The organism is Candidatus Poribacteria bacterium (genome assembly GCA_026706025.1).
Lineage (GTDB): Bacteria > Poribacteria > WGA-4E > WGA-4E > WGA-3G > WGA-3G.
Genome location: JAPOZO010000056.1, coordinates 194,947 through 209,093, shown reverse-complemented (window position 1 = coordinate 209,093; position 14,147 = coordinate 194,947). Strand labels below are relative to the sequence as shown.

Below are 14,147 nucleotides of genomic sequence, written 5' to 3'. Positions count from 1 at the left end.
AGCGATCTCGGGTCGCGACACATTGAGGTTTATAGCGATGAAAGATAAAATAGAAATTGATGGTGTTGAAGTTACCTTCTCCGAGGATGAAACGATTCTTGAGGTTGCGCAACGCCATGAAAAAGAGATTCCAACGCTCTGCTATGATCCGAGGCTTGAGCCTTTCGGTGGTTGTCGCCTTTGCATCGTCGAGTTAGAAGGTGCGCGAAACCCTGTGGCATCTTGTACGACGCAAGCTACACCCGGAATGGTAGTGCGGACAGCCACTGATACAATAGAGGCGTACCGGAAGACGCTGCTGGAGATGGTTGTTAGCGAGAATCGCGAAGTTGATGTGTCCCCATTGCGCGGTTATGCTGCTGGTGAACTCGCGGACCTCCGCGATAAGTACGCAATAAACGGCACCCGTATGACAGGTGCGAAATCCGGCAGTAATAAAACCGAAGATGATAACCCGTTTATCCTCAGAGATTATGAACTTTGTATCTCGTGTTATCGGTGCGTCCGCGTCTGTGCTGAACAAGAGGGTGACCACGCTATTAACGTCATGAACCGCGGCTTCCATACACAGATTACGACTGAATTTGATGGTCTCTTAAAGGATTCCGCTTGCACTTTTTGCGGGCAGTGTATCCAGACCTGCCCGACCGGTGCACTCGCCGACAAGAAAGCACTTCGCGCAGCGGATGAAGTCGCGGACACCATCCCTGACAAAACCCGCACTATCTGCCCGTATTGTGGGGTCGGTTGTTCCGTTGATATACTCACAAAAAATGAGAAAATTGTTGGTATTCATCCCGCCATGGATGGGCCTGCGAACCAAGGCGCGCTCTGTGTTAAAGGTCAGTTTGCTTACGACTTTGTGCAGCACTCGGACCGGTTGAAAACCCCACTCATCCGTGGAGACGACGGCGAGCTCCACGAAGCTACATGGGAAGACGCGCTTGACAAAGCCGCTGAAGGTTTCCAACAAGCCAATGCTGAACACGGTAGACACAGTATCTACGGCATCGCTTCTGGGCGCGCACCGAGTGAAGCTGCGTATCTGATGCAGAAGTTTATCCGTGTCGGGTTCGGGAGCAACTACATCGACAACTGCAGCCGTGCCTGACACGCGCCGACCGTTGCCGGTCTGGCAGCGACAATCGGACGTGGCGCGATGTCTAATCCGCTCGTTGATATGCAGAAGCCGGAGGTCATCTTCTGCATCGGCACAAATATGACAGAATGTCACCCTGTTGCAGCAACGGGGCTTAAGAAGGCAATCGCCCGTGGTGCGAAACTCATCGTCGCGGATCCGAGACGCATCGGGTTGGCGGAGTTGTCGCATCTCTACCTACCGCTCCGCGTCGGTTCCGACACAGCACTACTCCTTGGGATGGCACACGTGATCGCCCGCGAAGGCTTGATTGACGAAGATTTTATCGAAAATCGCACGACTGGGTTTGACGAATTCTTTGAGCATATCAGCCAGTGGACACCGGAATGGGCAGAAACGATTACGGGTGTACCCGCAAAGGATATTGAGACAGCAGCGATGTGGTACGGTGGCGCGAATAAGGGAGCCATCTACTACACGCTTGGGATCACAGAACATATCTGTGGCGTTGAGAATGTTCAGAGCCTCTGCAATCTCGCCTTGATGACCGGGAATGTCGGGCGCGAGGGAACGGGTATCAACCCGATGCGCGGGCAAAACAACATTCAAGGTGCGGGCGACAGCGGCGCACTGCCAAACAACTACCCCGGCTTCCAAGCCGTTACGGATCCAGAGTATCAGGCGAAGTTCAAAGCAGAATATGGCAGAGCCATTGATTTAGAGAAGGGTATCACTAAAGTGACCGCCTTAGAACTTTGTGGTGACAGCATCCATGCGATGCTCATTGATGGCGAAAACACATTGCTCTCCGATCCGGATCGAGAACATTGTGAGCACGCGCTCCGTTCGTTGGATCATCTCGTGGTTATTGATATTTTCCTCACCGAAACCGCCGAACTTGCCGATGTGGTGCTACCCGCGACCGCATGGGGTGAAACAGATGGGGTCTGCACAAATACGGAACGCCGGGTCCAACGGATGCGCGCTGCAGTCCCGCCACCGGGTGAGGCGAAACCGGATTGGTGGATTATTTGTCAGATTGCCCAACGTCTTGGGTTTGAAGGGTTTGATTTTAACGCACCGAAGCCGATTTTCAATGAACTCTGTCGGGTTTCACCGATTTACGCAGGATTAGATTGGGAACGCATTGACAAGAGTGAATACCAATGGCCCGTGCCGCACAAGGAACATCCGGGTACGCCACGGCTACATGAAGAATCGTTCATCAACGGTCGTGGTATTTTTTCAAACGTCCATTACCGAGACCCGGCTGAGACAATTAGTGAAGACTTCCCGGTATGGCTCACAACAGGGAGACGCTTGCAGTCCTATCACACACGAACACAGACGGGTAGGGCACAAGGGATTGATTACCTCTTGTCGGAAGAATCGCTTGAAGTCAATCCAGCAGACCTTGAGAAGTGGGAATTAACGGATGGCGAATGGTGTAAAATGAGTAGTGCGCGCGGCAGTATCAACATCAAAGTCAAATCGACGAACCGTTCGCCGCGTGGCACCGTCTTTGCCAGTTTCAGTTTTGCAGATGTTCCAGTTAACCTATTGACAGGTTCTGGTTATGATCCGATTACGCACACGGCTGAATTAAAAGTGTGTCCGGTGCGGTTGGAGCCACTTTAGTGGGTTTTCAGTTGTCGCGTAAGAGCCGTTTAGGACAGTACCGAATTAAATTCTAAAATCTTCATTTAAGCAAGTTTAAGTGAAATTGTAAAAAAAGTTCGCTTCATCGGGCGAATTCGAGGTAAATAACATTATGAAAATTAGAGTAACCGCCATTTTCGTTAAAGATCAGGAAAGTGCGCTAAAGTTTTATACTGAAAAATTGGGATTTGTCAAGAAGAGGGACATTCCCTTAGAAAATGGTGACAGATGGCTTACGGTAGTAGCAAAAGAAGAACAAGACGGGCCTGAACTTTTATTAGAACCATTATCTGATAACCATTTTAAACCCGCCGGAACGTATCAAAAAGCTTTATTTAATGCAGGGCTTCCATATACCCAATTCAGTGTGGAAAACGTTCAGGAAGAATATGAGCGATTAATCAACCTTGGCGTCGAATTCAGTGTAGAACCTACTGAGATAGGAACAACAATTTTTGCTGTTTTCGATGATACTTGCGGAAATAATATTCAGATCGTAGAAATTGAGTGAGGGTGGTTCATTTTAATATGAGGCGTGAGTGCAGGATATAATTTCAGAAACGGTATAATATCCACAGAAATCTCTCACCAATAAACCAACCAAGGAGATGCTTCATGAATTGGAAATCACGTTGGTCTGAACAGCATGTAGATGTTGATGCTTTAAAGCAACAATTAGAAACCGAAGGCTTCAATGCCTACGAGTGGTCGGGTCGTCCTGGCGGTGCCTATCTTGATTATATCCATACCCAAGATGAAGTTGTCTGTGTGTTATCTGGCACGGCAGATGTGAAGGTCGCCGACGAACACGGGTCTATAGAAAGTGGTGATAGGGTTGATGTTCCTGCGAATACCTACCATTCGATTACTGTCACAAGCAAAGAGCCGTTAGTTGTTTTAACAGGTATGCGGAAAACTTAATATTGTACGGCTTACACAAAATTTAAAAATAAAAAGGAGAACATATGAACATCACTGTCAAAACAGGTGGATTTGCCCAAGAACAGAGCGATGTGATTGCCATCGGTGTGCTGGAGAATCCAGATTTCTATAGTGCTCCGCTCCAAACTATAGATCAGGCACTCGGTGGACGCATTCGCGAACGAATGAACCTCGGCGATTTCACAGGCAAGTTGAAAACCACGAGTTGGCTCTATACAAACGGTGTGATAACCGCGCCTCGCGTGCTACTGGTCGGTTTGGGTGAGTATCACGACCTCACTGTCGAAAAAGTCCGTCAGACAGCCGGTCACGCCGTTCGGACGATTCGGGATATGGGCTTAAGAAACGCCGCTGTTCCGATTCCAAACGAAGCCACCCCTGAAATGATACAAGCCGCAGCGGAAGCCTCTCTCCTTGCCCTCTATCAGTTTGATGAACACAAAACCGGAAACGATGATGAAGACGAAAAGAAAAAATTTGAATCCATCACGTTCTTAACTGAAAGTGATCACAATCAGACAACAGTAGAAGCAGCAGCTCAGCGCGGAGAAGTAATTGCTAACGGCACACTGCTCGCCCGTGATTTGAGCAATCAACCTGCAAATTATCTCACGCCAACGCAACTTGCCGACAAAGCAGAAGCGGTAGCAGAGGCAACAGGACTCGGTTGTGAAATTTTTGACAAAGCCACCTTAGAGGAAAAAGGTTTCCGAACACTCCTCGCTGTCGCCCAAGGAAGTGCCGAAGAACCACGCTTTATCATTCTGGAATATACGCCTGACGGTGAAGGGCAAGATACCGTCGTGCTTGTCGGAAAAGGGATTACATTTGACACAGGTGGTATCTCGCTCAAAGGCGGCAGCGGCATGCATGAGATGAAACATGATATGTCGGGTGCTGCTGCTGTAATCGGCGCGATGCAAGTCATCGGTCAACTCAAACCGAATGTGCGTGTCATTGGTATCGTTGCCGCGACCGAAAATATGCCGAGTGGAACGGCGATTAAGCCCGGTGATGTCGTTACCTCTTATGGCGGTAAAACGATTGAGATTCTTAACACCGATGCTGAGGGACGACTCGTGTTAGCGGATGCGCTTGGATGGACGGCACAGTATAACCCAAAAGGTGTTGTTGACTTAGCCACACTCACGGGTGCCGTGATTGGTACTTTAGGACATATCGCAGCGGGGGCATTGGGGACAGATCCAGAACTCATGGGGAAAGTAAAGTCCGCAGCTGAAAAAACGCACGAACGGGTCTGGGAACTACCGCTCTGGGACGATTACGATGAAGGCGTTAAAAGCAAGGTCGCGGATGTGCAGAACATCGGCGACGGCACGGCTGGCACGATTGCCGGAGGCGCGTTTCTCAAGAAGTTCGCAGAAGACTATCCGTGGGTGCACCTCGACATCGCTGGCACTGCTTGGGGTATGAAAGGCTCTACGTATATCCCTGAAGGTGCGTCAGGCTACGGCGTGCGGTTGTTGGTGCAATTGGTTGAAGACTGGTAGATTTCTTTGCTATACTACAACAAAAAGCCCTGTCGGATTGTCCAACAGGGCTTGATCTGTCACTATTTCACTATTGAAAAGATTTAACTGTTTAATTTACAAGTTCTGGTTGATGCAATATCTTCTTTTCATCCGAAACAATAAATTCCGCTTGAATATCCCATATACTGTGCTGATCAATTTTAATCTCGTAAATCCTACATTTGAATCTATATTTCTCATTCGGTAAAATTTCTACTTCCTCGCCATTTTCATCCATGCTATGAAGACCAGCACCATGCGTGGTAATGGAGAACAGTCTAAGTTTATTGTTGGTGTATAACTCTACATTACTTCCATAACGTGTGTGCTTTACAACTGCCTCAAAGGTTAATACCTTATCTATATACATTTCAGGATCGTTTAATACCTCTGAAAAAGATAAGGCAACATTTGGATCGCTTGTATCTCGTTTAGATACACCTATCGTTCCACATCCTATGGAAATGAAAGACACGATGACTAATATGTATACGAACGATGTTCTCAACATTGAATTTTCCCCTCACACAACTCGTGTCAAGATAGATTGTCGTTGAAAAAATTTATCCCATTTTCAAGCAATCTCTTCATAACGCGCCGCTGGCGAGGTTATAAACCTCGCCAGCAAAGGCATTTGTGTAAATCCTAACTTCTTATCCTTCAGAGCGGATCTGGATTAACTTATTAACAGCGTGAATATATGCCCGGGCACTTGCCTCAATGATGTCTGTGCTGGCACCGTGTCCTGTGATGATGTGTCCGTTGTCTTGTACCTTCAACGAGACTTCACCGATAGCGTCTTCGCCTTCGGTTACGGAACGGATCTGGTAGTCGATGAGGTTCAGTTGGATGTCAACAACCTGACCAATCGCCTTAAACGCCGCATCAACGGGGCCGTCTCCAGTTGAGGCTTTTTCAACCACACCGTCTTCCGTCCGAATCCCGACTGTCGTTGTCGGCGAAATTTTCGTTCCACTGACGACTTGAATATAATCAAGTTCAAAGACAGCAGGGATTGCGCGAATCTCATCGCTCATGATCGCTTCAAGGTCGGCATCCTGCACCGCTTTCTTCTTATCAGCGACCCTCAGGAATCTTTCATAGACTTTGTCTAACTGTTCAGCATCCACTTCATAGCCGAGTTCGCTGAGTCGGTGTCTGAGTGCGTTGCGTCCGGAACGCGGGCTGAGGATGAGTTGACTCTCTTTCCAACCGATCTCTTTCGGGTCAATGATCTCAAACGTTACGCGTGATTTGATGATCCCGTCCTGATGGATACCCGAACTGTGTGCGAAGGCGTTCGCGCCGACAATCGCTTTGTTCGGTTGCACGGAAATACCCATCGTTCGGCTCACACGCCGACTAATCGGGACAATCTCTTTGGCGTTAATCTCGGTATAATATTCTTTGAAATAGTCTCGCCGCGTTCGGATTGCCATAACGACCTCTTCAAGTGAGGTGTTCCCGGCGCGTTCTCCGAGCCCGTTGATTGTGCATTCTACCTGACGCGCGCCTTGCTCAATCGCGATAAGACTGTTGGCTACTGCCAATCCGAGATCGTTATGACAATGAACACTAATAATGGCATCGTCAACGTTCGGGACATTTTCCATGATGCCTTTAATCAGGTCGCCAAATTCCGTTGGGACTGTCCACCCGACGGTTTCTGGGATATTGACGACCGTTGCACCTGCAGCGATAGTCGCTTCAACGACTTCATAAAGAAACGCTAACTCTGTCCGCCCTGCGTCCATCGGTGAAAATTCTACATTCGCATCCGAGTGTCCTTCACAGAGACGCTTAGCATAGGCAACAGCATCCGTTGCCATCCGGAGTGTATCTTCGGGGGTTGTCCGTGTGATGCGTCCCATGTGAATCGGCGATGTACCGACAAAGGTATGGATACGGGCGCGCGGCGCGTCCTCAATCGCTTTCCATGCAGCCGTAATGTCTTTCTCTACAACGCGAGAGAGGGCGCAAATTTCCGGTCCTTCAACCTCGTTGGCTATCCGTTTGACAGCTTCAAAGTCACCCGGTGACGAAATTGGGAATCCAGCTTCAATGACATCAACATTTAATTTGGCGAGATGCTTGGCAATTTCGAGTTTTTCCTGGATACCAAGAGCAGCACCGGGAGTCTGCTCGGCATCACGGAGCGTTGTATCAAAAATATAGACTTTCTGCTGGTTGGTTTCAAAATCGTCCAAGGCTCTTTCCTCCAGTTTAGAGTCGTCAGTTATCAGTTGTCATGCTTCGCAGTGAGAACAGTTAAGAGGGTTTGTGTGGCAGCTACAGTCAACTGGACTGCCACAAGTGATCACCTGAAAACTGAGTACTGAAAACTGACGACTATTCTTTACATTTCACGTCCGACAGCGATAGCAATCGGTTTCAGCTCTCGCATGAGTGTCTCAAATTGATCTGGGAACAACGATTGTGCGCCATCTCCTGTCATTGAATGATCAGGGTCATGATGTACTTCAAGTAACAGTCCATCGGCACCTGCAGCCACAGATGCCTTCGTCATATCACACACCAAACTCCGAATACCGGTGCCGTGGCTTGGATCAACGACAATTGGCAGATGGCTTAATTCGTGAATAACAGGAACCGCATTCAGATCAAGCGTGTTACGCGTATGGGGTTCAAATGTACGAATGCCGCGCTCACATAGAATAACATCCGGGTTGCCTTCTGCGAGAATATATTCAGCAGCGAGCAGCCACTCTTCGATTGTTGAGGACATCCCACGCTTGAGGATCACCGGTTTCTGCGCCTGTCCGACTTCGCGCAAGAGATAAAAATTGGTCATGTTCCGGGTCCCGAGCTGGAACATGTCTGTGTATTCGCCGACGAGTTCGACTTCGTGTGGTGTCATGACTTCGGTGACAATACCGAGTCCAGTTTCGTCTTTTGCTTCTTGTAGCATCTTGAGCGCGCTTTCACCGTAGCCTTGGAAACTATAAGGTCCCGTTCTCGGTTTAAAGGCACCGCCCCTGATGAAACTCGCACCTGCTTTTTCAACGAGCCGAGCGATGGTCACGATCTGTTCTGTACTCTCTACTGCACACGGACCGGCGATAACAGGGACCTGCTTGCTGCCAATCTTTGTGCCGTTGACTGCAATCACTGTGGGTTCATCCCGAAATTCGCGGCTCGCCAACTTGAACGGTGCTGTAATCGGCATCGTCCGTTCAACACCGGACATGGATTCTATCGGAATATCACCAAGCAATGTTTTATCTCCTATAACACCGATGACCGTGTGCCGTTCGCCAGTTGAGATTTGCGCTTTCAACCCGACACTTTCGATCCGTTTAACAACAGCATCGATATCTGATTGTGTCGCATCGGTCTTAGTAACGATTACCATTCTTTTCAACTACCTCCAACAAATTACGCTATCTGTCCCAAATCAAATACGGTTAAAAAAAATTACCCAACATCGAATTTATCTTCAACGCTGGGTGGTGATACTGGAATCGGTTAGTCATACAATTGGGGCATTACCTACGAACCTTCACCACCTATCGTTGCCGTACAAATATAAGTACAGATAAAACACAAATACGCCTTTTAACAGCAAACTGCTGCTTGCAAGCCGCATAAGTCTTTTCAATAGCAAGTTTTTGCTTGCAAGCGGCGCAAAAAAGGCCCAAGCATCAAGAACGTCCTTCCGAACGATCCCTACACCGGTTATTTGTGTTTCAATGGTGTTGTGTTCAAGCGTTCGCATTATCAAGTGCCTCGAATCTGGACAACGAAAAACATATCCACTACGTCTCAAAACAGCCTCTGCTATTTATTAATAAGACGTTATTTAGAAAAAAACGTTTAGTTTTTGTAATAGGGAAACCCCATAACAAAACGGTAGTGTCCGCTATCACTAACTTTAATTATATAATAACACATTTTTTTTTGCAAGTCAAATTTCTTTTTTGTAGAATCTATCGGCAGTCAGTTGGCAGCCATCAGCGAGTGTTGTTACCGTGGAGGTTGCTCTTACAAGAAAGCATCCAAAATAGTTTTGACAGACAAGCCGAAGTATGCTAACATACAAAACTGAATTCCCACAATACACAATATAATGTAGACGGAGAAATTATGCAAAAAGAAGAGGCTTTCACACCTATCACTGTTGGAATTATGGGCGGTTCCGCTTCTGGGAAAACGACATTTGCCAAAGCTTTGGCGGAAGCCCTCGCGGAATACTCGCCTATTGTGCTAAACCAAGATTCCTATTTCCGGGACTGGTCGGAATACTCCGAGGCAGAGCGAGAACGCGTAATTACCGCGAATCATCCGGATGCCGTCCTATGGGATGCCCTCATTACAGACATCAAGAAACTGCGTGCCAGAGACGCTATTGATGTCCCGACCCCGGGCACCCGCGGTGCCCAACGCGGGGACGAACAGACGAGTGTTCACCCGAGCGATGTTGTCATTGTAGAAGGACATCTTATCTTCTGGAGTGAAGATTTGCGTGATTTGATGGACATCAAACTATTCCTTGATGTAGATGCACACGAGCGCGTCTTGCGCCGGATGCTCCGTGATGTTGCACAGCGCGGTGGCGATCTGGAGTGGGCGATCAACTGGTACCGGCGCGATGTCCTCCCAAATTTTCCTGTCTACACCGAACCTTGCAAACAGTACGCAGACCTCGTTATTCCATTCCAAAACGAAAATCCGATTGCGTTGCACACACTCGTTGCCGGAATCCGCGCCCGAATTCAGGAAAACAAAACTTCTTCATAAACGCGCGTCGAAAACGTACTTTCCCCTTCATAGTCATTTTGACATACCCTCAGTGCCACAGTGGCAAGGGTGATGTCAATTTGGCAAATCTACACTGCCTCCCTACTTCTTCTATGAATCGTGTTATATAGATGGGGTTTCCACGTGGTAAGCACAAGACCTACCGCCACAGCGATTAGGAAACTCCACTCGCTGTGGACAGCCAGCAGCTGAAAAGCTGCTTTGGCACGGAATTTGCTTCATATACAAACAGAACGGTAACACCGTCGGATTGCCCCTGAAAAGATTGGCATAGAACTTGCACCTAACATTTACACAAACAAAATTCAGAAGGAGAAAAAAAATGACTTACTTAACAACACGCAGACCGATGCGAAACCTATTTAACCTCCACAACCAGATGGAGCGGGTTTTTAGCGACCTCTTCGCCTCTCACGAAGATGGAACGGATACGGACAGCACCGCTTGGATGCCTACCGTAGATATTTCTGAAACGGAAAATGGATTTGAGATCCGCGCTGAACTTCCCGGCGTATCCGAAAACGATGTCAACGTCTCTGTAACCGACAATCTGCTCACGATCAAAGGCGAAAAACATCAAGAAGCAGAGACAGACGGCAAAAACTACCACCGTGTTGAACGCCGGTACGGCAGCTTCCAGAGAAATTTCACGTTGCCAAGACACATCGAAACCGATGCTATCAAAGCGGAATTCAAGGACGGCATCTTGACACTCGGAATTCCGAAGGCGGAAGCCGCGAAACCGACTGAAGTTCCGATTACAGTAAATTCCTAACCTAACGACTCGGGCGTGCCTCGTCTGTTAGATAGCACACGGGGCATGTCCAATAGCACATAAACAAAAATATACGAGGCATAACGCCTTCACACTACTAAAGGAGAAAAAAATGACTTATTTGACTTTACACAGCCCGGCAAGAAACCCATTCAGATTTTACAGCCCGTTTTTTGCACCTCCGCGCGTAAGAACCGACGCAGGTACATATCACTGGGCACCCTCGGTTGATATTTCGGAAACAGACGACACATTTGAAGTCCGCGCCGAATTGCCAGGTGTCGCAAAAGATGATCTCCACGTCTCTGTCAAAGATAATCTCTTGACGCTCAGCGGCGAAAAGCGGCAGGAAAATGCAGATGACACGCAAAACTATCGCCGCGTTGAACGCCGCTATGGAAGTTTCCAACGCAAATTTACGCTTCCATCGGAAGTGGCGACAGACGATATCAAAGCCGAATACAGTGACGGTGTGTTGACGCTCTCTATTCCGAAACCGGAAGCAGCGAAACCGACCGAAGTTCCGATTACAACGACATCTTAAGACACACCCCTTAAAACCAACAAAAAGGCTGGCGCGTCAATGTGCCGGCCTTTTCGTTTTTCCTATGATTAAGTGTGCTACGCTTCGCCTTTGTCTTTCAATACACCGATATAGAGGAGCGCAGCGAGGATTGCACCGACGCACGGTCCCACGAAGTAGAGCCAAATGTCGGCATAATTTCCACTGACGATAGCAGGTCCCAAAGTCCGTGCCGGATTGAGAGAAGCCCGCGTCAACGGTCCCCCCATAAGGATACAGAAAATTAGTGCCAGTCCAATTGCGAACCCCGCGAAATTGCCTGCTTTCCCACTCACAGCGGTGTTGAAAATTGTGTTGACGAGGAAGAAGGTGAGTACAATTTCGATAACAAGTCCTTGCAGCGGCGTAACACCTTCAGCCAAAATTGTCACACCCAGATCGCCGGGATTCGGTAGCACGGCATTAAGCAGAACTGCTCCGAGAATTCCGCCAAGAAATTGCACGACCCAGTATCCGATCGCTGCCACGAATTCAATCTCGCCTGCTATCAGTAAGCCAAGCGTCACAGCCGGATTGATATGCGTGCCGGAGAGGTGCCCATAAGCATAGATAAACACTACAATGACTAAACCGTGAGCGAGTGCAACACCTAATAAGTTAGCTTGAGTGATCGCCAGCGCGCCAGCACCGATAAAAATCAGGGCAAACGTACCCACAAATTCAGCGACTAAACTCTTCGTATTCATAAAACTTTCCTCGAATGTGAACTATCAGATAACCATTCCTAATCACTATTTTAATCCCAACTTTTGACAAAATATTGACACACCTTTGGTAATTTGATTTGCAAATTGACAATTCTTGGTGAACATGCTACATTATAGTAAATTTCATAATTATTTGCACACACGGTAACTCGTAGGGGCTGGGTGACCCAGCCCCTACGAAGGGGAAAAGTGTAAACATATTTTCCGATTTTACTATAACTTCCAAATTTTTACATCAAATACTGTTTCGTAAGCAATATCAAAAGGAGAAATCTTCATGGAAAAAGAAATCAGAGCTGATGTCAAAGGCATTGACCGTTTTATCTTTGAAGCGGGGGCAGACAGGGAACAACTCCATCTCCACATCTCCGAAGTCGGACCCGGGCAACGCGCGCATCCACCCCATACACACGACGGACAAGAAATTTTCTACGTATTTTCTGGGGAAGGTGAAGTCTTATTTGGTGAAGAGACACACGGCGTCAGCAACAACGAAGCCGTCCATGTCGATTGCCAAGTTTTACACGGGATCCGCAACGTCGGGGAGACACCGCTCCGCTATGCCGTGATTATCGCGAAGTGATAGGTCTTGAAAGACGCGGTTGTCTATGAAACTCTTTTAGCGTTATGCTATTCTGGTGAGTTGTCGGATAATTGCGCCGTGTATAAGTGACAGATACCGTAAATGCCCGCAGCGATCAGGACGATTCCGACACCTGCTAACCCGCGCCGCACCCAAATTGGTTGTAAAAAGATTGGCAACCCGACAGTGAACCAACGCGGTTGCAGTAGTTCTGACATAGCGATGCTGAAATACAGTACACCGTAAGCGATCAAACCGATGTCGCTTGCGAGTTCCTGTTTTAACGGGGTGACCGGTAGTTTGAAAGGATTGAGGAGATAATCACCTGATAAGATTAGCGTGATGCCCACAACCAGAAATGCTGAGAGAATCACACTCGGATACCCTGAACCCCGGAGGGTTACCAGTAAGACGATACTGATGCAACCCAATAGGAGGCTCATCACGCCTTGCATAACTTGATAACTTCTATTTTGTGAAATCATTTACCACTTTCTTATCCGAATCGGATGCGCGGATCAACCAACGTATAACTGATGTCGGTTAGCAACAGACCGACAATATACAGTACAGAGGCAAGATAGACCATACTTCGCACAATAGCGAAATCTTGTGCTTGAATCGCCTCGATCGTAAAACTTCCCAACCCCGGAATCGCGAAAAACGCCTCCATCACCAAACTTCCCATAAACAACAGTGGAATTGCCAACACGACATTCGTTAAGATCGGAATCATCGCATTTTTCAGTGCGTGTTTAAAGAGAACACCGGCTTCACTCACACCTTTTGCCCGTGCTGTCCGGACATAATCCCGATTTACCTCCTCAAGGAATATCGTACGATAGAAGCGGATGCCACCACCGATACCGCTAATGATACCGATAACCACAGGGAGGATCACAAACTTCAGCATGTCTACACCCGAATCATAACCAGAAATCGGAGAGAGGCGCAACATTTTGCCAAACAACCACTGACCACCAATAATATAAAAAAGTTGAGAAATAGACATAACCATCACCGCAAGGATTGTGCCCCAGAAATCGACGTAGGTCGCCCGGTAATAAGCCACAATCATAGACACAGTGATATTCACGAGAAGTCCGATCAGAAACGTCGGTAAAGCAATAGCAAGACTTGCCCACATGCGCTGCGAGATCTGTGATGTTATATCAATGTTGTTCGTATCAGATTTCCCGAAATCAAAGAGGAAAAGTTTCGCTGATTTCTGAAAGAAGATCGTCTCAGTAAAGTGTCCGCCCCCGGATGCCTCAGTATTGAAGAAGAGGGGCAAGTGATAACCGTTCTGTTTCTTCCAATTCTCAACATCTTCCTGCGTAATATTCTTTTCACCGAGAATCTTCCGTGCCATCTGGTCGGGTGAATTGACGACAAAAAAGAGGAAAAAGACGATGAGGTTTACGCCTATTAAGATCGGGATCGCATAAAGAGTTCGCCGTATAATATAAGTGAGCATTCTTCACCAGA

At 47.7% G+C, this 14,147-nt stretch carries 14 protein-coding genes; 8 read left to right on the top strand and 6 right to left on the bottom strand.

The genetic code is table 11. The features are described 5' to 3' along the window. Nucleotides 1–37 precede the first annotated feature (37 nt). From fdhF to OXH00_13520, 4 genes are all read left to right on the top strand, one after another. Nucleotides 38–2,737, top strand: a complete 2,700-nt coding sequence (gene fdhF, locus OXH00_13535; protein ID MCY3742032.1) for a formate dehydrogenase subunit alpha — start codon at nucleotides 38–40, stop codon at nucleotides 2,735–2,737. Nucleotides 2,738–2,870: 133 nt separating this feature from the next. Further along, complete coding sequence (locus OXH00_13530; GenBank protein ID MCY3742031.1) at nucleotides 2,871–3,269, top strand: VOC family protein; 399 nt, start codon at nucleotides 2,871–2,873, stop codon at nucleotides 3,267–3,269. A 104-nt stretch (nucleotides 3,270–3,373) separates the two neighbouring features. Then, on the top strand, nucleotides 3,374–3,679 hold the full coding sequence (locus OXH00_13525; GenBank protein MCY3742030.1) for a cupin domain-containing protein: 306 nt from the start codon (nucleotides 3,374–3,376) through the stop codon (nucleotides 3,677–3,679). 44 nt (nucleotides 3,680–3,723) lie between these two features. After that, the gene (locus OXH00_13520; protein ID MCY3742029.1) at nucleotides 3,724–5,211 is read left to right on the top strand and encodes a leucyl aminopeptidase; all 1,488 of its coding nucleotides are present in this window, start codon (nucleotides 3,724–3,726) and stop codon (nucleotides 5,209–5,211) included. A gap of 91 nt (nucleotides 5,212–5,302) precedes the next feature. Here the strand turns inward: OXH00_13520 and OXH00_13515 are convergent, their stop codons facing one another. The 3 genes from OXH00_13515 to aroF form a co-directional block, all read right to left on the bottom strand. Next, complete coding sequence (locus OXH00_13515) at nucleotides 5,303–5,743, bottom strand: hypothetical protein (protein MCY3742028.1); 441 nt, start codon at nucleotides 5,741–5,743, stop codon at nucleotides 5,303–5,305. Between the two features lie 142 nt (nucleotides 5,744–5,885). Then, entirely contained in the window at nucleotides 5,886–7,439 is a 1,554-nt protein-coding gene (locus tag OXH00_13510) for a 2-isopropylmalate synthase (GenBank protein ID MCY3742027.1), read from the bottom strand. A gap of 149 nt (nucleotides 7,440–7,588) precedes the next feature. Further along, nucleotides 7,589–8,605, bottom strand: a complete 1,017-nt coding sequence (aroF, locus tag OXH00_13505; protein ID MCY3742026.1) for a 3-deoxy-7-phosphoheptulonate synthase — start codon at nucleotides 8,603–8,605, stop codon at nucleotides 7,589–7,591. Between the two features lie 731 nt (nucleotides 8,606–9,336). Between aroF and OXH00_13500 the strand changes: the two genes are divergently transcribed. The 3 genes from OXH00_13500 to OXH00_13490 all read left to right on the top strand — a co-directional run bounded on the left by OXH00_13500 (nucleotide 9,337) and on the right by OXH00_13490 (nucleotide 11,330). Beyond that, nucleotides 9,337–9,990: an AAA family ATPase gene (locus OXH00_13500; protein ID MCY3742025.1), complete on the top strand. Its 654-nt coding sequence runs from the start codon at nucleotides 9,337–9,339 to the stop codon at nucleotides 9,988–9,990. A 343-nt stretch (nucleotides 9,991–10,333) separates the two neighbouring features. After that, the gene (locus OXH00_13495; GenBank protein ID MCY3742024.1) at nucleotides 10,334–10,786 is read left to right on the top strand and encodes an Hsp20/alpha crystallin family protein; all 453 of its coding nucleotides are present in this window, start codon (nucleotides 10,334–10,336) and stop codon (nucleotides 10,784–10,786) included. 112 nt (nucleotides 10,787–10,898) lie between these two features. After that, complete coding sequence (locus OXH00_13490; protein MCY3742023.1) at nucleotides 10,899–11,330, top strand: Hsp20/alpha crystallin family protein; 432 nt, start codon at nucleotides 10,899–10,901, stop codon at nucleotides 11,328–11,330. Between the two features lie 77 nt (nucleotides 11,331–11,407). On the opposite strand, the gene OXH00_13485 is transcribed toward OXH00_13490, so the two are convergent. Beyond that, on the bottom strand, nucleotides 11,408–12,055 hold the full coding sequence (locus OXH00_13485) for an aquaporin (GenBank protein MCY3742022.1): 648 nt from the start codon (nucleotides 12,053–12,055) through the stop codon (nucleotides 11,408–11,410). A gap of 298 nt (nucleotides 12,056–12,353) precedes the next feature. Here OXH00_13485 and OXH00_13480 point away from each other — a divergent pair, with 298 nt between their 5' ends. Continuing rightward, nucleotides 12,354–12,659, top strand: a complete 306-nt coding sequence (locus OXH00_13480; GenBank protein MCY3742021.1) for a cupin domain-containing protein — start codon at nucleotides 12,354–12,356, stop codon at nucleotides 12,657–12,659. Between the two features lie 47 nt (nucleotides 12,660–12,706). Here OXH00_13480 and OXH00_13475 read toward each other — a convergent pair whose 3' ends face one another. Next, nucleotides 12,707–13,144: a hypothetical protein gene (locus OXH00_13475; GenBank protein ID MCY3742020.1), complete on the bottom strand. Its 438-nt coding sequence runs from the start codon at nucleotides 13,142–13,144 to the stop codon at nucleotides 12,707–12,709. Nucleotides 13,145–13,155: 11 nt separating this feature from the next. Continuing rightward, on the bottom strand, nucleotides 13,156–14,136 hold the full coding sequence (locus tag OXH00_13470) for an ABC transporter permease (protein ID MCY3742019.1): 981 nt from the start codon (nucleotides 14,134–14,136) through the stop codon (nucleotides 13,156–13,158). Nucleotides 14,137–14,147 lie beyond the last annotated feature (11 nt).